This window comes from Bacteroidota bacterium (genome assembly GCA_016718825.1).
Lineage (GTDB): Bacteria > Bacteroidota > Bacteroidia > J057 > JADKCL01 > JADKCL01.
Map to the genome: position 1 here is coordinate 36,725 of JADKCL010000023.1, position 20,482 is coordinate 57,206.

The window sequence follows — 20,482 nt, forward strand, 5'->3', positions numbered from 1 at the left end:
AGGTTATGAATGAATGCTACAGTCCTTTCTCACCCCTGAAAATCAATCAAAGGCTTATCGATGGGCTCCCACAATTCGACGCGGCGGCCATCGCAATCGACGATGGAAGCAAACTTGCCGTAATCGTATTCTTGCAGCTCAACGGCGACTTCGACACCTTCTTCACGGAGTGCGGCAAGCAAGGCTACAAGGTCATGTACACGGTAATTGATCATGAAGGCCTGATCTCCCGGCCCGAAATATTTGCTGCTTTCCGGGAATGTGCTCCAAGAGGTGGAACCAGACTGCCCCGATGCCTGTCCATCTTGCCAACTAAAGGTATGCCCGTATTGACCTGCGGGAATGCCGAGGTGTTTTTCGTACCATGCTTTTGTTGCTGCCGCGTCTTTGCATTTGAAAAACACGCCGCCAATGCCTGTAACTCGTTTCATAGGGTCAAGATAGCGCTTTTCACCGAACAGGGCCTCATTCTTCGAGGGAAAATTATTTTCATTACGCCAAATCACCTTTTTATTAAAATAATCCACATTTGTGCACCAAAAGCATTCATTTCGGCTAAATTTAAACCATATCTGCAATTTATTTTTATAAGAATGCATCAAAAACTGGTTTGCGAACGCATGAAATCCCCCCATCTTTGTCTCAGTGAATGGCTCGGCAACGAGCTGAGAATTTAAAGTGACGTTCTTTTTGAAAAACCGTTTTTAGATTTTTTTGTAAAGCGTTCTTTTAGCTTTCCTCTCATAAAAGAATCTCTTGCGCTCCCCTGGTTCCAAAATCAGGGGAGCGCTCTCTTTTCAGGCCATTTTGATTCGCCAACAACTTTCCCATCCAGCAACCAAAAACCAAACAATTACCTGCTGAAAAATATTTTTTGAACACAATTCAATATTTTATTAAAATAACACTCATTACCTTCTCACAAACGCCTCATTTGATCCAAAAATGAATATGATTGAAGAATTATTTTTATAATAATGATCCAAAAATAGCTTTGCAGACCTACAAAAACCCTGCATCTTTGAATCAGTGAATCGGCAGAGACAGAGTTGGTCTTATGAATGCCAAAAGTTTTAAAGTGAATTAAAGTGACGTTCTTTCTGTTCAACTTTTAGTGATAGTTTAGAATTAAGTGATTCGTTCTTTTGACAGCGTAGAATCCGCTAGGATTTCAAGCTGAAGCGCTCCCACAGGCATATTGCTGACGGGAGCGTTTTTCTTTTGTGCCCTTTGGCATGCAACGACCTCCAAAACGTACAACAAAAGCGACAGCTGTGCGCAATTTTATCCCTCCCAATCAATAAATTGGACGATTTTTGAAATTTCGCCCCAATTGGGTCTTCGTTTTTCGGTACAACCCCTACCCACAAAAGACATGAAAATTACATCATTGACCACTGCCTTGCCTTCGAATGGGATTCGTTGGAATACATTTTTAATGCTCTTTCTCGCCTTGGCGATCGCAACGACGGCCTGCGTACCCAAGAAAAAACTCTCCGCAGAAATCTCCGCCAAACGCGCCGCCGAAGAACGCGCAAAACGCCTCGACGGTGACCTCGACATCGCCAACCGCAAGATTGCCGAACTCGAATCCCGCGTCGCCACGCTCGACAAGGAGTTGCAAGACTTGGCCTTAAAAAGCAAAGGCTGCGAAGAGGAGGCCAAAACGCTGAAACAAGAAAATGCCAACCTCACCAAACGCAACGCCGACCTCCTTTCTGAAATCGATCAAATCTCCAAATCATCCATGTCAGAAAAGGAAAAATTGGATGCTGCCCTGCAAAAAAAGAGCAAGGAACTCGACGCCCGCGAAAAATCAATCGCCGAATTGCTTGACAAGCTCGAGACGCGCGAAAAAGCATTGAAAGAGCTGCAAACCCAACTCGATGCGCGCAGCGCTGCCGATGCCGAGATGCGTGCCCAACTCGAGGAACGCGAAAAAGCCCTCAAGGATCTGCAAGACCGTATCGCGGCCCGCGACAAAGCGATGGAAGACCTGCGCAACAAACTCAAAAATGCACTCACAGGCTACCAAGACGGTGATCTCTCCGGTCGAAGTCAGAAACGGCAAGGTCTACATCGCGATCAGCGACAAGATGCTCTTCAAATCCGGCAGCGCAGCAGTCGAAAAATTGGGCAAGGAAGCGCTTTCCAAAGTCGCTACGGTTCTCAGCAAATACCCCGACATGGACCTGATCATCGAGGGTCATACCGACAATGTGCCCATCAAAACCGAACGCTTCGCCGACAATTGGGACTTGAGCGTGATCCGTGCGACTTCGGTCGTGCGCATTCTCACGGTAGATTACGGCCTCGCCGCCAACCGCGTCACCCCATCCGGCAAAGGTGAATTTTTCCCGAAAGTCAGCAATGACACTCCCGAGGGACGCAGCAAAAACCGCCGCACCGAGATCATCATCGCCCCCAAACTCGACGAAATCGAGCAAATGCTGGGAAGTGATAAGTGAAAAGTTATCAGTGAAAAGTGAAAAGTCTTGATAGGCATTGCTTTGATGTGGAGAGTGGAGAGTGGAGAGCATTCTCAATTCTCAATTCTCCATTCTCAATTTTCCATTCTCCATTCCCATGTTGAAATTCTACCGTCTTGAAACTCAGCGCGTGATCATCCGGTGTTATGAGCCACAGGATGCGGCGGCGATGTCGGAAGCGATTTTGCGCAATCATGAACATTTGATTCCTTGGTTGCCTTGGGCCGTTAAGGATCAGCATACGGTTGCTTTCTGTCTCGATGTGATTCGGAAAGCCCGCGGGCAATATGATTTGGGAATTGATTTCATGATGGGGACTTTTGACGCGCGTGACGGGCGCTACATTGGGGGTACGGGCCTGCATCCGCGTGTGGGCGCTGGGGCCTATGAGATTGGCTACTGGATCGACCAATCATTTACCGGTCAAGGGCTTGCGACACATGTAGCCGCCGCATTGACCAAAGCTGCATTTGAATACGCTGGCGTACACCGTGTGAACATCCACATGCAAGTCGACAACATTCCGAGCGAACGCATCCCGGTACGATTGGGTTACAAACTTGATGGACGTTTGCGAGAGATGGTACCGATTGCAGACGGCCATTTCGGGGATATTTTCAGATTCAGCATGCTGCGGGAGGAGTTCGATGCGAGTGAATTCAAGGGCATGGAGCTGAGGGCCTTTGGGTTGGATGGAGCGGCTTTGGAGGTTCGGTTGTAATTGGAGACCGAAGGAGCCAAAATGCAGCTTTTGACGCGGGGAATGGCCTTCGTTTCGAAAAGTTTCACGGGTGATTCGCCCCTGCTTCAAAACCTATTTTCTTCCTATCTTGCCCACTTAAATGGCGCAAGACCAAAACCCCGTTCGATCTCCGAAAAGCCTGCGTTGGCTTCAGGCGGAACCAATTTGGCTCATTGGCCTTGGGCTTGTTTTCCATTTCCTCGCGCAAATTCATTGGGACAAGGTCTGGGAAGGATTCGCCTATGATCCGGTGCTGCGTTGGTATGTGCCGGGCGCCTTTTTCGTAGCTGCGTTGTATTCTGCTTTGAATGCCGTCCCCGAATGGCAGCCCACGTACCGCATTCGCCTGAAAGCCACCTTACCGATCGAATTGGCCTTGAGCTTTGGCGCTGTCCTCTATCTCAAATACGTGGATCCCATGGTCTACGTGGACGATGCGGGCTTCATTCTGCGGTATTTTGACCATTTTGCCGAAGGGTGTTTTTTCTGTTTCAATGTCGATGACGGGCCCGTATTTGGCTTGTCAAGCTTCATCTACGGGCTCCTTGGTGGATTTTTGACTTGGTCGGGAATTTTCAATTCGGAGGGAGCCGTCAATTATCTCGCCTACATCGGCACCTTTTTTACCGCCTTTCTTTATTTCCGGATTCTGCGGAAGCTCGTTTCTTCGGCGGGAATGATGGTGGTGTTTTGGTTCCTGCTCATGACCTGTAGCCGCTCGATGGCGGTCATCTACAACGCAGGCATGGAAGCGCCGATTCACTTCTCCCTGATCTTGACAGCCTTGCTCTTTTTCCTTGACAAAAAAGAACGGTTGATGTGGCTGTTTCTGGCAATTTCAGTAATCTCCAAACTGGATGCCGTTCCGCTGGTGCTCGTGGTCGGAATCTTCTGGACCATCGAAAACTGGGCGGACTTGCGCGCCTTTGACTGGCACAAAAAGCGCTACCACGATGCTTTGAAGTTCGGATTGGTTCCCGTGCTGGTCTGGATTGTTTTTGCGTGGATTGTCTTTGGAAGTCCGCTGCCGCAGTCGGCTTTTGCGAAAATCTATATCCACAACCACGCCAAGGGAAGTTGGTTTCCCTTTATGGAAGCCTTTGTCGCAAACGGCTATCGTTCGCCATTTTTGGTGCTGAGCCTCGGGCTATTTCTGGCCCAACTCGGATGGGTCGCAGCAAAGCGGCAAGGTGGTCGCGGACTGTTTTTGGGATTCGCATTCGTAGCAACCCTCCTGCTCTATTACTTCTACAACCCTGGCGAACGTATGGTTTGGTACTACGTTTTGCCCGAGGGATTGATGTTGCTCCAATTGGCAGTCGGGTTACAATGGCTATTTGGTTCTCTCAAAGGGAATGGCCGCCTGCTTGGTGTTGGAGGCGTTGTTGGATGCCTTTTGTTGTTTACCTCGACCTTCATGGTTGGGGACATCGCCTATACCCGTAACTATGAAGACGTGGTCGAAGGCGAACGCTTGCGCATCGGCGACTACCTTGCCGCACACGTGACTGAAAATCAAAGCCTTCAATCAGGCCATGGCCTGATTTCCCGCAAAGTAAAAGGCTACGTCGTCGACGAAACCGGACTTAATTTCCGTGTTGACACCACGATGAAACAGCGCAACAAGGCGCTTTGGGAAAAATACCGGCCTGATTGGGTGGTCATGCACGGTTTCTCCTGGGAGGTAGACAAACTCAACAGCTATCCCTACGTGCTGGACACGTCCTTTTTTGATATTGCCTTGTATGGATACCCCGCCTGGCGGATCTTCCGTCGGACGGCGACAGAGGAAGAAAGTGAGGGCACCTACTATTTACAATTGTCGGAAATATTGGCCGACCAAATCGAAGTCTATGATGAACCGCAGAAATTTCTGCATACCAAAGCCAATGCCTACACTTTCGTTCGGAGTGATTTCAACAAGCGCGAAAGCAAGCTGACCATGGGACTGATTCGCCACGAATACCCCTACCGGGTGCATGTGAAGGATGTTTTGGCCGGCGATACAACGATCTGGCAACATACCTACGTCGTTGACAGCTTTGCCGGCCCGGGCACCAACCGCATCATGCCCTTGACGATTCCCTTGCTTCGTCCCGATGCGCCGGCCAATCCAAAGCCCGGGCTCCGCTACATCATCCTGCAATTTGAAAACAGCTACGGCAAGGTCGGCTTGTATGACCCTGCGATCACAGTGCTGCGCAAGGATCCGTTTTAATTGTGCAATCACCACGTAGCCGGCGGTAGACACCTTTCATGGTAGGCTTGCATTCGCTCGAGCATTCATTCATCAGGGCATTTCGGGTTGTCAAAAAATGCATTCGCCGGAAAATCCAATAAAGACCTCCCGGCGAATGATTTCATGTACCCCGGACCTATTGCAAGACCACCTTCACCGTGGAATGGGTCGATTTGCCTTGCATTTGAAGCATGTAAATGCCGTTTGCAAGATCGGATGTTTCAATAAAATACCGGGTTTGACCGCGCTGAATGGTGCCTTGATACACGGATTGGCCATGCATATTCACAAAATCCAGCGTCAAATCCTCCTTGGAAGGTCCCTGAAATTCAATCCAAAATGACCCCGAATTGGGATTGGGAACGACTTTGACAGAAAATGTTGTCAAAGGCTTTGAGTCAGGTGCCGCGAGCGTAAGGTTGAAACACGTTTGGTTGCCAGCGTTCTGCCACCAGTTTTTGACCTGTGTCGCGTCGTCCAGCAATTCGCAGACACTTCCCAAATTGTCGTTGTAATTGCCACGCGCATAGATCAATGCCATGTCCAAGTTGATCGATTCACCACCTTGTACGGTCATTGGGCCAAAAGATTGGAGGAACCTCCTGTCAAATGGTTGATTGTTACTGCTGACCTCACTCCATCCACCATTGCCTCCACCTTGGGCACACCAACCTGGATCGCCGGGATACACAAAACGGGTTGGCGCACCATTTCCTTGGTAGAGCAAGGGAGAGCCGTCTTTCCAGATGCTTTGCATGTATCCGTAAAAGTGCTGCGCTGTTTCTGGATTCCCACGAATCGAAAAGTCGTTTTCGTAATACATGGCTCCGGACATTTGATCGACTTCGCCATTGGGCAGCAACAATGACCCGAATGCAGGAGGATAAAGCCCATAACCTGCACTTGTTTCATCATTGGCATCGCCATTGTAGCCAAAAGCGATATTCAGCGTCGTGTCACAGCCGACATAGTCGTCGGCATAGTTGCCGATATCGATGTCGCGCCACATTCCGAGATAGAAATCGTGGTACAATTGCGACGACTTGTTGGTGATTTCATAATGGTAGAATGTCGTGTAGTCCAAGGCAGTATCGGGACAAATGGTGGCATTGCAATCATAGGCATAGGCCATCACTTCCACCTGAATCGGAAATGAACTGCTTTGCGACTCGGTATGGGCGCCATCGTCGTTGTACACCCACCAAAGCGCCTGATCACCAGGAAAGCAGGGATAGTCCCCGTCATGCAACGGATCATAAATTCCATCATTGTCCACATCAATATAAGGTGCCAATTGCGCGTCCTCCCCTGCCCAGACATTGCCATTGCCGGGCCATGATCCAATGTCGGGATAGTTCAAGAAGTTCACGGTGCCTGTACCGAAGTCGGCCTGAAACTGCTGCACTTGGGCACGGGAGACCTTCCAAACATGTTGCCAACGCTGATTGACAAATCGCTCGGTAATCACGTCCAGAAACAAATATTCTGTGCCCATTCCATTTTGAAGCAAGATTTGACCACCCTGCGATATCGACGGAGGACTACAATAATTGTAGGGAAGCAAGGTCGTCACGCCTGAAATCAGGTTGAGTTTGATCGGATGCGCGGTGGTACCTGAAACCGATTTGTACACAAACAGGACATCGTCTGTTCCCACAAAATGTACATCATGCCTGCCTAAAGGATAAGGAAGCGTTGCGCCGGTTGATACGGTATTGTTCTGCCAATCATAGAGTTCCACATAGTCAACGTTGGCATTTCCACCTGAAATCATCACCGCTCCCAATGGCAAAGTCGTCAATCTTGGGTAATTGGCTCTTTGCATGGCCATCGTTGGACCTTGCTGCCAAGTATTAGTCAGCGGATCATAGATTTCCAAGTTAGCGTTGCTTCCCGATGTGACAAGCACTTTTCCATTCGGAAGCATTTCGGCCTCCACACGCATGCTGGGAAAGGCACGTGCAGCTTTGGGCGTCGTCGAATGGGTGGTAGGATCATATTCCTCTACCCCCAATGGTCCGATGATCAAGACTTTACCTGTTGGCAACTCTACCCAACCTGCTTCGCGCTGGAAATATTGCAAGGTATCGGCAGTGGGCACAGCAAAGTTGTTGTTGGGATCGATGACCATCACCTCAGATGGGGTTTGTGTGTTGTTGGGCCACATCAGCAGCAAAACTTTGCCGCTCGAAAGTTCCAACCCCTTGAAGCTCGTATAAGTAACGGGGAGGTAACGCACCAACGCAGTTTGGGTTTGCGGATCATAGACTTGAAATCCCTGCGGGAAAAGATGCATTATTTTGCCACTTGAGAGCCAAATCGCACCATCTTCAAAACATTCAATGGGTGTTTGCAGACCAAGTCCACATTGATACTGAGCGTTTGCACGGTAGGGTCCTGCATAAAAGTCGTTACCGGTTTGCCTGTAGGTTGCAGCAGCTACGTGCAAACTTCCCTGTGGGTCAAGCCCCCCAACCCAAAGGGCACTTCCAAAAGAGACATTTAGGCCACTCCCCTTTGGCACTTCGTAGGCAGGTCGATTGACCAAATCCCAAAACATGTCTGCCGAGTTATGAACGGTGGCATCCACCTTATTGCCGTCCAACCGGGAATAAGTAAAAGGAATACATTGCGAAAATCCACTGTTCAGAAACAAAAAGCACCCTGATAGCATCAGCAAGAGCCTGATTTTAAAGACTTTCATAACTTCGAATATTAACTTGAGATGTAAGTAACTGCCCATTCGCCCATACGAACGAGCCTATCGCAGATTTCCTTCGCGACCGGAAGCGCAAGCCATTGACAAATCAAATTTGCGCTTCTCCTCCTATTCTCCCATCACCATTTTCTGCATTTGGTGACACACTTTGAAGCGATTGCATCGAATGTATCTGGAAAATCTCACCACTTGATCACCCGCTCGACCCGGATACTTGCCCCCTGCGTCAGGCGGGCGAAATACAAACCGGCTGGCAGACCGTTCACCGCGATGGACTGTCGATCAACCCCTTCCATCAGCGGATAATTCCCCACCACCCTGCCATTCAGGTCAATCAGTTCCAATAACGCAGGGCCATCAAGTGGCGCTCCAAAGTCCGCGATGAATGCCGTACCTGTTACCGGATTTGGAATTACTTTGAAACGCCCGGCGGCTTGGACGGGTTCGTTGGCTACCACCAACGAGAAACACGTGCGATCCAACTGATTTTGCCACCAATCCCGCATCACCGCCGTGGCATTTTTCAAGGCGCAAACGCTCTCCGTATGACTGCTGCCACGTGCAAAGGGAAAGAAAACATCATAGGAAATGCTTTCGTTTGGTTGCAGGAGAAAAGGACCCGAAGATTCGAGGAATTTTCGGTCAAATGGTGTATTCCCTGCAGTCAATTCAGACCAGCCAGACAAAAATCCTCCGCAAAATCCTTCGGTCGAAGGGTACATATAACCCGTCGTTGGCCCCGTGGCAGAACCCGGATAACCGTTTGATCCGTTGTTGACCAAAGGCTGACCGTCAACCCATCGGCCTTGAAGGTACGTGTAATATTCTTCAGGACGCTGCGCATTGCTGTTGAATGCCCCGAAGGTATTTTCAATCACCATCATGCTGTTCATCTCTTGAATTTGGCCGTTGGGAAGGATCGAGGCCCCCCATGCAGGCGGATTGACACCGTAATTTGCATCCATATTGTCGCCATTGTAGACAAAAGCGAGGCTCAGCGTGGAATCGCTTCCCACAAAATCATCATCATAACTGCCAAGGTCGACGTCAAGGTGAAAGCCCATATAGAGGTCGCTCCAAGCACTATCACTGTAGTTGGAGATTTCATAGTGCAAGAAGGTAGCGTAATCGAGCGCGGTGTCGGGGCATGTGGTTTGGCTGCAATCAAAAGCATAGGCCATCGCCTCAATCTGCAAGCCCATCGGCAATCCCTTGCTTTCGTTGTGGACGCCTTGGTCATTAAAAACCCACCACAAGGCTTGGTCGCCGACAATGCAAGGATAGTCCCCATCGGCCTCGGGCCTGTACAAACCATCCAGGTTCACGTCCACAAAAGGCGCAAGGTTGCGGTCTTCCCCGTCGACCACCGAACCATGTGCAGGCCAGGATTCGATGTCGGGATACCGTGAAAAATCGACCGCATTGGCAAGAAAATCGGCTCTGAACTGGTCAATTTCGGATCTGTTCAATTTCCAAACGTACTGCCATTTCGCTTTGGGTTGCGTTTTTTTCTTCCAATTCACCAATTGCATCGAGGTCGATGAGTCATAACCGACAACAACAGTTTCACTGTCGAGCAGCACGGCCTGCGGACCTGCGAGTTCGATACGCAATGCTTCCGATTGCAGGCTGTTAAGGTCAATTACGCTGACCATTCCTGTCATGGGACCATTGTCGCGCTGGGCGACAAAAACCTTGTCTGGCGCCACGAGGACAGCATTCTGCAGAAGGGACACCTTGGGCAAATGTGGCCCGAGCGCCATTGTATCGGCGACAGGATCATAAATTTCACAGACCGTATTGGAGATGCTGCCGCCAAGAATCAGATAGTTTCCGTTGGGAAGCGTCACCACCGAGGGGCTGTTACGGGGTACAGCCAAATCCGGACCTGGAAACCAATACAAAAGGCTGTCACTAAAATACTGCGTTCTGAACGTCGCCCCGGTGCCATTCAGACTCGACCCACCTCCAAATACGTGTACATTCCCGTTGGGCAACCTGACGGCAGCATGCTTGACACGAGGATAAAGCATATCCGGAACCGCCACACTTGTGTTGTTGGAAGGATCAAACAGTTCGCAACTGACCACACCTGCAAGCAGTACCTTGCCATTTTGCATTTGTGTCGCCGAGGATTCCTTGTGAAACCAAATCAATGTGGGACCTACCGTGAAATTGTAGTTCACCGTATCCATGTACAAAACAGGATTTTTGTTGGGGTAGAGATTGTCCCCATAGAACATGACCCGGCCATCGGCCAATTCGATCGCATCAAGCCATGAACGCAGTGCTGGCAAAGGCCTTACAAGTACCTGCGCGGTTTGAGGATCATAGACATGAACCTCCGCCGAATCGAGCAAGAGAATTTTCCCGTTACTGAGTCTTTTCAGCCCATTCCGAAACATGGGTGCCATCAAGCTGGTTTCTCCATCGCAGGTAAATGAAGTCTGACGACGAATCGGACCGGAATAATAATCGGGCCCGTATTGCCGGTAGGTTGCGGCGGCCACGTGCAGTTGCCCGATTGGAGATTGCCCTCCGATCCAGAAAGCCGACGCAAACACCGGAGAAGTTTGACTCGCTTTCGGAACAAAATAGGCCGCATTCGCATTCCGATCCCAGAAATGATCCGTCGTATTATTGAAACTGGCTTCGACTTGATTTACATCGAGGCTGTGATAGGTGTTGGGAAGGCACTGGGATTTGACAACGAATAAGTTGCAAGCAAGAATCAGCAGGAGAACGTATCGACGCATCAGCATTTGTGGTAATCAAATTCAAGTTACCAATTTCCAACAATAATGAGGACAACACCATGCTAAAAATCCGCATTCAGTGACATACTTGCAAAACAGGCGTAAGCCTCAATGGAAATCTTCGAAATCAGATTGGCCAATCCCTTACCCTACGTTGATTTCCTCTTTTCCGTGACTTTTGGCACGTTGGCACACCAACGATTCAATGCCGCAAAATTTACCAGATGAGCACCCGCTGGACAATTTGGTCCGTCCCTTTTCTGAGGCGGGCGAGGTAAACGCCTGCAGGTAGCCCTTCGACGGCGATCAACTGCCGATCAGCACCCTCATTCAGCCTCATCGATCGAACCACTCTCCCGTTCAAATCCATCAGGTCCAATTCGGCGGCAGCATCGAGTGCAATTCCAAAGTCTGCGAGGAATTCACTTCCGGTGACAGGATTTGGGATCACCTTGAAACCAGCCTTCGGTAGTTCGGGTTCATTTCCCACAACAATTGAAAAACAACTGCGGTCCAATTGGTTTTGCCACCAGGTTTGGATCGTTGCCGTGGCATCCTTGAGTGCGCAGACACTTTGGGTATGGCTGCTGTCTCGTGCAAAGGGATAAAACACGTCATACTGAATGCTTTGCCCCGGTTGCAGCGAAAAGGGACCCGATGACTGTAGAAATCTACGATCACCCGGCACCGAGGCTGCCGTCAGCTCGGACCATCCGGTCAAAAATCCGCCGCAAAATCCTTGTGTGGAGGAATACATGAAATTGGTGCGCGGCCCGGAGGCAGAGCCTTGATGCCCATTGCTGCCGTTATTGACAAGGTGTGTGCTGTCGAGCCATTCCGCCCGTAGGTAATTGTAATAGTGTGCCGGAGTCGAGGGATTGCTGTTGAAGGCTCCGAATGTATTTTCAATGGACATGAGGCTCGACATATTGGGCAATTGGCCGTTGGGAAGTACAGCTACGCCCCAAGCAGGCGGAGCAACACCATAACTGGCGTCAGCGTTGTCACCGTTGAAGCCAAATGCGAGGTTCAAGCTGGAGTCGGAGCCAACGAAATCATCAAATAAGCTGCCGAGGTCGATATCATAGTATTGACCAAGAAACATATCGCTCCAAGCTGTATCACTGTGATTCGTGATCTCATAGTGGAGGAAAGTTGCATACTCAAGAGAGGTGTCGGGGCAGGTCGTCTGATTGCAGTCGAAGGCATAGGCCATGGCTTCGATTTGGAGCCCCATCGGCAAACCACCGCTCTCGAGGTGCGAACCTTGGTCATTAAAAACCCACCAAAGTGCTTGATCGCCAACAATGCAAGGATAGTCACCATCGGAAGCAGGAAGGTATAAGCCATCCATATTCACATCCACAAACGGTGCAAGGTTGCGGTCTTCCCCATCGCTGACGGATCCATGTGCCGGCCATGTTTCGATATGCGGATAGCGCTCGAAATCAACCGCATTGGCGAGGAAATCCGCCTTGAATTGATCGATTTCTGCACGGCTCACTTTCCAGATATATTGCCAACGCGCATTGGGCTGCAAACTGTTGCGCCATTTCACCGACTGCATTCCCGTTGAGTTGTTGTATCCCACGGCAACGGTTTCGCTATCTATCAAGCAGACCTGAGGTCCCATTGTTTCTATGCGCACGGGTTCCAACTGCATGGAATTCAAATCCAAGAGGCTCAAGATCCATGTCTCCGGTATGATTCCGTACTGTGCCATCAAGACCTTGTCGTTGGACACCAAAACAGCGTTGGCGATATTGTCAGCTTTGGGCAGTACAACACTGGGCGTGATCAAATTCGTCAACGGGTCAAACAGCTCACACCGGGCATCGGTGGTGGAGCCGCCTGCGATCAAAACGGTCCCATTGGGCAACAAAACCGCTGCCGGGCTGTTGCGGCCAATTGCCATATCAGGGCCGGGAAACCAATAACCGAGGCTGTCGTCAAAGTACTGCGTGCGCAAAGTCAGTCCAGTCCCGTTGATCGTCAATCCGCCACCAAAGGCATGAACGTCGCCATTGGGGAGCCGAACCGCAGCATGTTTCATCCGTGCATACAGCATATCAGGTACTGCAGTACTTGTATTGTTCACGGGATCAAACAATTCGCAGCCAATCACCCCCGCCAGCAAAACTTTGCCGCTGAGTAGGAGCGTCGCCGAGGATTCCTTGTGAAACCAAACCAAAGTCGGCCCGACCGTAAGGTTGTAGTTGACAGTATCCAAAAGAAAGACAGGGTTTTTATTGGGATAGCTGTCGTCACCGAATAGCAGAATCCGTCCGTCGGCAAGTTCGACGGCATCCATCCACAGGTCGCGTCTGCGGAAGCGGCCTGACCAAGGATTGTGCCGTGAGCGGATCGTAAATCACAACCTCCAAAGAATCAAGCATCAACAACTTTCCATTACTGAGTTGTTTCAGCCCTTTGCGAAACATTGGAGCTGCCAACGCAACGCTGCCATCGCAGGTGTAGGCATTGGGGTAACGCATCGGTCCGGAAAAGTATTCCGGAATCTTGTTGCCGATAGGAAGAAGCCGCCAAATGCAATTGCCCCTGTGGTGACAGCCCGCCGATCCAAAGTCCCCCTGCGAAAACAGGGGAAGTACCATTAGCCTTCGGAGTAAAGTAGGTGGATAGCAGCTGCTTGTTGTAAAAGATAGCGCCCGAATTGTTGAAGCCGGCTTCCACTTTGTTCACATCCAAGACTTGATTGGCATTGGAGAGGCATTGGGCTCCGGCTGAAATCGCAAAAAGCACAAGGAAGGCAAACGTAGACAGGTAACGCATAAAAGGATGTATTCAAAGCCAAATGCATGCGATAAATATAGCTGTTCAACTACTTAGGTTTACAGCTCAAATCAGCCTTCGCATTACTTGATTTCGCTTGGAGGATGGACCTGACCCATCGTGCGACCGTTCAGGAATCAGAGGCGAATCAGAATCTCAGCCGCCTTTTCCAAAGTCGAATTTTCCTTGGCGAAACAGAATCTGAGCACCTTGTTGTCTTCTCCACTATGGTAAAAAACTGAAACGGGAATCGTGGCGACGCCTTTTTCAACGGTCAACCATTCTGCGAAGGACTTGTCTCCCTTTTTACTGATCTGATCGTATTTCATCAACTGAAAATACGTCCCTTTGCTCGTCAACGGCTCGAATCTGCTCTGCTTCATCAGATCGAGGAAATAATCGCGTTTGGTCTGGTAGAAATTGCGAAGCTCCAAAATGTGCGACCGATCCTTCATATATTCAGCAATGGCCCATTGGAAGGGAGTCGAAGTGCTGAACGTGACAAACTGATGGATCTTTCTGAATTCTTTGCTCAGATGCTCAGGAGCAATGCAATACCCTACTTTCCATCCCGTAGCGTGAAATGTCTTGCCAAAGGAGGAAACCACGAAGCTACGCTTTGCAAGGTCCTTGTGGCGCAAGATGCTCTGATGGTCAGCTCCATCAAAAATAATGTGCTCATAGACTTCGTCACTGAGGATCACAATCGGATTGGCTTGAACGATTTTGGCTAGCTCGGCAAGGTCTGCAGCATCTAAAGTACTGCCCGTCGGGTTATGCGGCGAATTCAAAATGATCATGCGCGTGCGCGAGCTCACACGCTTTTTGACATTCTGCCAATTGATCTTGTAGTCGGGAAAATCCAATGGCACATAGATAGGTACGCCGCCAAATAGTTCGATCACCGGCACATAAGAGTCATAGCAAGGCTCGAAGACAATGACTTCATCTCCTTCGCTGATGGTGGCAGCAATCGCACAGAAAAGTGCCTCTGTCCCGCCCGATGTCACGGTGACTTCCGACTCGGGATTTACCTCGATCCCGTAACATTCCGTGGCAAGCGCGGAAATCTGTTCACGCAATGCTGGCAAACCTGTGGCGGCAGTATATTGGTTGAAGCCCTTGGCCATGGCCTCTGTCACCAACGACTTCATGCGTGGATCCATTGAAAAATCCGGAAAACCTTGGGACAGGTTGATCGCTCCATGCGCATTCGCCAGTGCAGACATCACCGAAAAGATCGATGTTCCGACCGATGGAAGCTTGGATTCGATTGCCACTTTGATCATAGAGGATGCACTAAATTCTTGATAATCAACCAATAACAGCCATCAACGATGAAATTTTAGTGCCCTATTTAGCCAGTGACCACTAATTAGTCCACCTTTCACAGACTGAGGCGCAAAAATAAGGGCCTTTATTCATTCTCTGAATATTTTTTTTATACCTTTGTGCCCAGTGAAATCCGATCAGTGACTATCGTTAATCCACACCAATGAAGAATTTTTTCTCGCTCAATCTGGGCAATAGGAGCTCCATGCTGTTCTTGGGGGCCTTTGTAGTTCTCGCATTCAGCGCATGTACACCTGAAGGTGTCATCAACAAGACAAAATACAACGGCGAAAAAATCACCAACACCTGCGATTCCTTCAAAGAGGAAATCCAAGGCATTGTGAGCGCCAACAGCAATTCGGCAAAACTCGTTGTTGCCGAGGAAGACAATTCCGACATCGATTATTACTATCTTGAGCCTGCTCAGTACGAATTGAAAGACGGATTTTTGAATTTCCGCCTTGCAGGAGACCTGGAATATGAAAAGTACCTGACCAAAGGTATCGCCATCACCATTAAAGGCTCCTACAACTCGCTCGACCACCTCAACAGCCTTGAGAAGTCGGCAAGTGGCGAAGTTGGTACGCTCATGATTGACCGTGCCTTCTATGACGCCAATAAGGAGCCTGTCTTCATGTACAAAATGCCATTGACGGCAGATATCAAGGACTTGAATGGCAAGCAAATCAAGCTTTCCTTCATGGTTGCCAAATACAAAAAAGGCAAACTGAAGAAAATCCTTTGCAACAGCCAAGAAGTTCCACTCGGCCCGATCACTCCTGCATGCTGTACGTTCCAGCCTTGGGACGGTGCCGATGTACAGTCTGTGATCGCACTTCCCGATGTCAAAATTGACGACGAAAACTACAAATACCGTGGCTTCACCGGCACGTTGGATCTGATTTTCCCTGAAAACTCGGTGAAGTTCGATCAGAATCTGCTCACGACTGCGATCAAGGACTATATCAACCGCTACACTTCAGTAGGGTACAAAGTAACGAGCATCAACCTCGAAGGTTGGGCTTCCTTGGGTGGTAAAGAAGAGCGCAACCAAGAGCTCTCCGAGCGCCGCGCCAAGGCAGTGTATGATGACTTGAACAAGTCTCTCGCAGACAGCACGGTCGAAATGACCTCCGGCGGCCGCGGCGAAGACTGGAACCGCTTGACCCTTCTCACCAAAGCCTCCGCCCTCAACGGCGAAGAGCAGCAGGCCGTGTTGAACATCGCCAACGGTGCAGGCACCAATGACGAGAAGGAAGCTGAAATGCGCAAATTGTCCTTCTGGAAGAAATTGGTTGATGAAGTGATCGTCAATACCCGTCACACCTTTGTGACCTTCAAGTTTGACTACGCTCCCGACAAAATGTGGGTGGAGTACTATCCAAGCCAAATGCCTGTGATCAGCGACGAATTGGTGCGTGTCGCCAATGAAACGATGACCATTGGTGCCTACAAAGAAGGTGGCGACCTGAAAAAAGGCATGCGTGTATTGGACATCTTGATTGGCAACAACAAGAAGCCCAACCTTTTTGCAATGCGCTCGACCTACCAATTCGGCAGTAACGAATTCTTGGCAGCGATCAAAGACATCGACGACGCGCTTGCATTGGATCAAAACAATATCCAATACGCCTTGGCTGCTTTGGCTTACAAAACCAAGTATGCCAACAACTACACCTTGGATCAACGCATGGAAATGATGGATCAGTACAACGACTACGCTGTGCGTTATCCAGACAACAAGAGCTTGTATTTCAACCGTGCGGTAATGATGGACAAAATCGGTTACATCTCCGGCGCATTGGCTGAATACAACGATCTCCTCGAAGGAGGCTCTGCAACCGCAGCCAACCTCAACAACCGCGGTGTCGCGAAGTTGAAGACCATGCGCACGACTGAAGCTGAAGCCGATTTCATGGCAGCATTGGACAAAGACAACACACTTGCTGTTGCTTACTACAACTTGTCCTTGATCTACGCCTACCGTGGCCTTTCTGCGAAGACCGTCGAACACCTTCAAAAGGCGATCGACCGCGATCCAACTTTGAAAAGCCGTGTTTCCTCCAACCCTGCTTTTGCAGTGATGAAGGCCAACCCTGAATTCGCAAAGTTCCTCCGCTAATCGCGGAAATGAAGATTCAAAAAAGGCTCTGCTGCGGCAGAGCCTTTTTTTTGTCCTCCATTCAGGGATCACTGCTAACTTCGAAAACAATGCGCAAGATCATTCACATCGACATGGACGCATTTTTTGCTTCCGTGGAACAACGGGACGATCCATCGTTGAAAGGTTTGGCGATTGCAGTCGGGGGCAGTCCCAGCGGTCGAGGAGTCGTGATGACTGCAAGCTATGAGGCACGCAAATTTGGCGTCAAGTCCGCCATGTCCTCAATGACTGCACAGCGGCTTTGTCCGAACTTGATCTTTGTGCGCCCGCGCATGGAAGCCTACAAGTTGGCAAGCCAACAGATTCGAGACATCTTTTACCGCCATACGGACCTCGTGGAGCCGCTTTCCCTCGACGAAGCCTATCTCGATGTGACGGAAAACAAATCGGGAAACCCATCGGCGATTGCGATTGCCAGAGAAATCAAAGCAAGCATCCTGCTTGAAACCGGGCTCACAGCCTCGGCGGGCGTTTCATTCAACAAGTTCCTGGCCAAAATGGCGAGCGGACACCACAAACCCAATGGCCTCAATTACATCTCTCCAGAAATCGCCCAAACGTTCATCGACGCGCTGCCTATTCACAAATTCCACGGGATTGGAGAAAAAACCGCGGAAAAAATGAAGGCACTCGGCATTCATTCCGGCGCCGATTTGCGTAACCAAGATTTGAAATTCTTAACGCGGAATTTCGGAAAAATGGGCGACTACTTTCATCAGATCTCTCATGGGATTGACGGGCGTGCAGTTGTGCCAGACCGGCTGACCAAATCCGTCAGTGTGGAAGATACGTTTGCCGAGGATGTTGATGACTTTGCGATTTTGGACGATGAGATTGATCGGCTTGCTTCCCTCTTACAACAACGTTTTGAAAAGTATGCGCTTTTTGGCCGAACGCTGACGTTGAAGGTGAAATTTGCCGATTTCCAGCAAATCAGCCGAAGCGAGAGTCGAAATCAGCCATTCCGATCGGAAAGCGAGATTGCTGCCTGTGCGAAGTTGCTTTTACGGAAAACAGAGGTCAACGTGAAGAAGGCAAGATTGCTCGGGATTGGTGTTTCCAATTTTGGCCAGGACCAAAAACCGAAACCCTTTGACGGGCAGCTATACATCCAGTTTAACGACCAAGATTGTCTGGGAATGCCCACATTCTAGCGCGTGGCCACGATCGTATAAGATTCATCAACGTCCTGGGAGAGAACATCTTTCAGCCACATGACTGCATTTTTTCCAAACATCTTCCGGGCGAAGCTGTACAGGGCCCTTGGCCGGAAAATCTCGGCGCTCACATCAGACACCTTCACCCAACCAATCCGACGAATAAACAAACGGTCCTCCACTTTGCTCAAAGCTTGGGCCGCAGTCATTTTCATCGTTCTAACCGGCTCCGTGGACCATGGAGAAGCGTAGATCTGAACCTCCGTCGTACTTGTTACCAACGGAAAATCGCTGACAACTTCCTCCAATAATTGACGGCTTTTGATTTTCTGAATACTGATATGCTTGAAACCGTTCTGCTTGAGGATCACCTCCATAAAGGTGGCATTCGGAAGGAACATCAAATCCATTTCAGGGCTGTGGACATACTGCAAATAGGGCACACCTTCCTTTTTCCGAATCAGTCCATCCCGGATGATCAATCGTTCATTGCAGACACTTGAGACAGAATTGATGGCTGTAGGAAGGTCTGTGAGCCAATTCATGACGTCTGCAAAAAGCACCACATCAAACGATTGGTTCAGTGTTCCCAAATCAAACAAACTCAACGGCTTGAACTCCACTTTTGAATTTAATGCCGCCTTGGCAATGGCGCAACCCGTTGGACTCCAGCCAGAAGTATGTTTCAAATCGGCGCCTTCTTTGTATAAGTCGATCCCTAAAACCGACCTTGCTCCAATACGCTCACTGTGAAAGGAATTGATCCCATCGTTGGAACCGATATCAAGCACGGATTTACCCTTCAAGTCGTTAGGGAAGTTGGATAGGTTCCAATAATTATCACTCAGATAACCAGGTGTTGAAAAGCCTTCCCGGATTGGAATTCTATGTCTCCAATCATGGTAAGTCAAAATATCATCAAACTCCCCTTGGCTGACTTTCGTCTCGATTTTATCGTATATGGTCGTCATCCGATCACTTTTCGCAAAAGCTTCTTTTTCAACGCTTTGATTCGACTATGCATATCAATGACTTCATGCCATCCTGATTCAGGGCCAAATTTGAAAAATTGTTGGGCAATTGCCTAATTCAAACCAGCTCTAATCCGATTTTAATCTACGAATGTAAATTTTTTTTGGATCATTGCCTTGCAGAAAAGGGCAAGTTTTTCTTTCCATCCCACCAATTGGCTAAATTCATCCCATGATGGAGAATTTTTTGAGGTACGCTGCAACGGTTTCCGGCGAGCTATTGGATGTGCACATCAAGGGTAAAAGTCTGCCTCGGATCAACTTGTCCGTTGAGAATCCAGCAAATGTGGGAAGCCATCTCTTTGAATTTGCGGCTTTGGAGGCGTATGTTCGGCGATGCATGGAAGAAACCGGCTCAAATCTACTCTGGGGCGGGTATTTGGAACGCCGGGCGCTGTATCGCGCGAGCCCATTGTTTCAAGAGGAGAAAAACCCAAGAGACATCCATCTTGGCCTTGATTTCTGGACGGCTGCCGGCTCCACCGTGTATGCTCCCTTGGCAGGAACCATACACAGTTTCCAGGATAACAATGCATTCAAGGATTACGGGCCCACAGTGATCCTGAGACATGAACTCCAGGGAAAGGTCTTCCACACGCTTTATGGCCATCTCTCAAGAACTTCCCTTGAGGCACTGGAAATCGGCCAAACGATCCAAAAAGGGCAACGCATTGGCTGGCTCGGCAATTCAGCGGAGAATGGAAATTGGCCACCCCACCTGCATTTTCAAATCATCATGGACATGCAAGACTACGCAGGAGATTACCCTGGCGTTTGTGCCTTTACGGAAGTGGAGCAATATGCCAGCAATTGCCCGGATCCAAGTCTTCTACTCGGGCTTTGAATGGAGAATTGAGAATTGAGAATTTGAGAGTTGAGAGTTGAGAGTTGAGAGTTGAGCGTTGAGCGTTGAAGGTTGCGAGTTGAGAATTGAGAGCTGAGAGCAGAGCGTTGAGCGTTGAGCGTTGAGCGTTGAGCGTTGAGCGTTGATTTGATCGCTGAAAATTGAAAATGGAGAACGCATGGGAATGCATTCTCCATTTTCAATTTTCAATTCTCC

The 20,482-nt window shown here is 49.4% G+C and carries 14 protein-coding genes; 6 read left to right on the forward strand and 8 right to left on the reverse strand.

Going from position 1 to position 20,482, the window contains the following annotated elements; all coding sequences use genetic code 11:
* Positions 1–29: 29 nt before the first annotated feature.
* Together IPN95_21045 and IPN95_21050 are read right to left on the reverse strand one after the other, a co-directional pair.
* Entirely contained in the window at positions 30–431 is a 402-nt protein-coding gene (locus tag IPN95_21045; protein ID MBK9451856.1) for a VOC family protein, read from the reverse strand.
* 1,004 nt (positions 432–1,435) lie between these two features.
* Positions 1,436–1,624, reverse strand: a complete 189-nt coding sequence (locus IPN95_21050; protein ID MBK9451857.1) for a hypothetical protein — start codon at positions 1,622–1,624, stop codon at positions 1,436–1,438.
* A gap of 262 nt (positions 1,625–1,886) precedes the next feature.
* On the opposite strand from IPN95_21050, the gene IPN95_21055 reads away from it, so the two are divergent.
* The 3 genes from IPN95_21055 (at position 1,887) to IPN95_21065 (ending at position 5,449) form a co-directional block, all read left to right on the forward strand.
* The gene (locus tag IPN95_21055) at positions 1,887–2,468 is read left to right on the forward strand and encodes an OmpA family protein (protein ID MBK9451858.1); all 582 of its coding nucleotides are present in this window, start codon (positions 1,887–1,889) and stop codon (positions 2,466–2,468) included.
* A 118-nt stretch (positions 2,469–2,586) separates the two neighbouring features.
* Positions 2,587–3,210, forward strand: coding sequence for a GNAT family N-acetyltransferase (locus IPN95_21060; GenBank protein ID MBK9451859.1), 624 nt, complete (start codon positions 2,587–2,589; stop codon positions 3,208–3,210).
* A gap of 121 nt (positions 3,211–3,331) precedes the next feature.
* On the forward strand, positions 3,332–5,449 hold the full coding sequence (locus tag IPN95_21065; protein ID MBK9451860.1) for a hypothetical protein: 2,118 nt from the start codon (positions 3,332–3,334) through the stop codon (positions 5,447–5,449).
* 157 nt (positions 5,450–5,606) lie between these two features.
* On the opposite strand, the gene IPN95_21070 is transcribed toward IPN95_21065, so the two are convergent.
* The 5 genes from IPN95_21070 to IPN95_21090 all read right to left on the reverse strand — a co-directional run bounded on the left by IPN95_21070 (position 5,607) and on the right by IPN95_21090 (position 15,027).
* Positions 5,607–8,174 carry a T9SS type A sorting domain-containing protein gene (locus tag IPN95_21070; protein MBK9451861.1) on the reverse strand — a complete coding sequence of 856 codons (2,568 nt, stop codon included), beginning with the start codon at positions 8,172–8,174 and terminating at the stop codon, positions 5,607–5,609.
* A gap of 197 nt (positions 8,175–8,371) precedes the next feature.
* Positions 8,372–10,945, reverse strand: coding sequence for a T9SS type A sorting domain-containing protein (locus tag IPN95_21075; GenBank protein ID MBK9451862.1), 2,574 nt, complete (start codon positions 10,943–10,945; stop codon positions 8,372–8,374).
* A 217-nt stretch (positions 10,946–11,162) separates the two neighbouring features.
* On the reverse strand, positions 11,163–13,256 hold the full coding sequence (locus IPN95_21080; protein ID MBK9451863.1) for a T9SS type A sorting domain-containing protein: 2,094 nt from the start codon (positions 13,254–13,256) through the stop codon (positions 11,163–11,165).
* Entirely contained in the window at positions 13,210–13,560 is a 351-nt protein-coding gene (locus IPN95_21085) for a hypothetical protein (protein MBK9451864.1), read from the reverse strand. Before IPN95_21085 ends, IPN95_21080 begins: the two co-directional genes overlap by 47 nt.
* 315 nt (positions 13,561–13,875) lie before the next feature.
* Positions 13,876–15,027, reverse strand: a complete 1,152-nt coding sequence (locus tag IPN95_21090) for an aminotransferase class I/II-fold pyridoxal phosphate-dependent enzyme (GenBank protein ID MBK9451865.1) — start codon at positions 15,025–15,027, stop codon at positions 13,876–13,878.
* A gap of 206 nt (positions 15,028–15,233) precedes the next feature.
* On the opposite strand from IPN95_21090, the gene IPN95_21095 reads away from it, so the two are divergent.
* Both IPN95_21095 and dinB read left to right on the forward strand, forming a co-directional pair.
* Positions 15,234–17,192, forward strand: a complete 1,959-nt coding sequence (locus IPN95_21095; protein ID MBK9451866.1) for a hypothetical protein — start codon at positions 15,234–15,236, stop codon at positions 17,190–17,192.
* 89 nt (positions 17,193–17,281) lie between these two features.
* On the forward strand, positions 17,282–18,388 hold the full coding sequence (gene dinB, locus IPN95_21100; protein MBK9451867.1) for a DNA polymerase IV: 1,107 nt from the start codon (positions 17,282–17,284) through the stop codon (positions 18,386–18,388).
* Here the strand turns inward: dinB and IPN95_21105 are convergent.
* Positions 18,385–19,362 (reverse strand): methyltransferase domain-containing protein, encoded by a 978-nt coding sequence (locus IPN95_21105; protein ID MBK9451868.1) that lies wholly within the window; start codon positions 19,360–19,362, stop codon positions 18,385–18,387. The two genes, dinB and IPN95_21105, sit on opposite strands and share 4 nt — an antisense overlap.
* A gap of 232 nt (positions 19,363–19,594) precedes the next feature.
* Here IPN95_21105 and IPN95_21110 point away from each other — a divergent pair, with 232 nt between their 5' ends.
* Positions 19,595–20,266 (forward strand): peptidoglycan DD-metalloendopeptidase family protein, encoded by a 672-nt coding sequence (locus IPN95_21110; GenBank protein MBK9451869.1) that lies wholly within the window; start codon positions 19,595–19,597, stop codon positions 20,264–20,266.
* Positions 20,267–20,482 lie beyond the last annotated feature (216 nt).

Bases quoted from the DNA above. Each gene is read 5' to 3' on its own strand.
- IPN95_21060 (MBK9451859.1), top strand. From the start codon at position 2,587: ATGTTGAAATTCTACCGTCTTGAAACTCAGCGCGTGATCATCCGGTGT.
- dinB (MBK9451867.1), top strand. From the start codon at position 17,282: ATGCGCAAGATCATTCACATCGACATGGACGCATTTTTTGCTTCCGTG.
- IPN95_21075 (MBK9451862.1), bottom strand. From the start codon at position 10,945: ATGCGTCGATACGTTCTCCTGCTGATTCTTGCTTGCAACTTATTCGTT.
- IPN95_21070 (MBK9451861.1), bottom strand. From the start codon at position 8,174: ATGAAAGTCTTTAAAATCAGGCTCTTGCTGATGCTATCAGGGTGCTTT.
- IPN95_21055 (MBK9451858.1), top strand. From the start codon at position 1,887: ATGCGCGCAGCGCTGCCGATGCCGAGATGCGTGCCCAACTCGAGGAAC.
- IPN95_21105 (MBK9451868.1), bottom strand. From the start codon at position 19,362: ATGACGACCATATACGATAAAATCGAGACGAAAGTCAGCCAAGGGGAG.
- IPN95_21080 (MBK9451863.1), bottom strand. From the start codon at position 13,256: ATGGATGCCGTCGAACTTGCCGACGGACGGATTCTGCTATTCGGTGAC.
- IPN95_21090 (MBK9451865.1), bottom strand. From the start codon at position 15,027: ATGATCAAAGTGGCAATCGAATCCAAGCTTCCATCGGTCGGAACATCG.
- IPN95_21045 (MBK9451856.1), bottom strand. From the start codon at position 431: ATGAAACGAGTTACAGGCATTGGCGGCGTGTTTTTCAAATGCAAAGAC.
- IPN95_21095 (MBK9451866.1), top strand. From the start codon at position 15,234: ATGAAGAATTTTTTCTCGCTCAATCTGGGCAATAGGAGCTCCATGCTG.
- IPN95_21085 (MBK9451864.1), bottom strand. From the start codon at position 13,560: ATGGTACTTCCCCTGTTTTCGCAGGGGGACTTTGGATCGGCGGGCTGT.
- IPN95_21110 (MBK9451869.1), top strand. From the start codon at position 19,595: ATGATGGAGAATTTTTTGAGGTACGCTGCAACGGTTTCCGGCGAGCTA.
- IPN95_21065 (MBK9451860.1), top strand. From the start codon at position 3,332: ATGGCGCAAGACCAAAACCCCGTTCGATCTCCGAAAAGCCTGCGTTGG.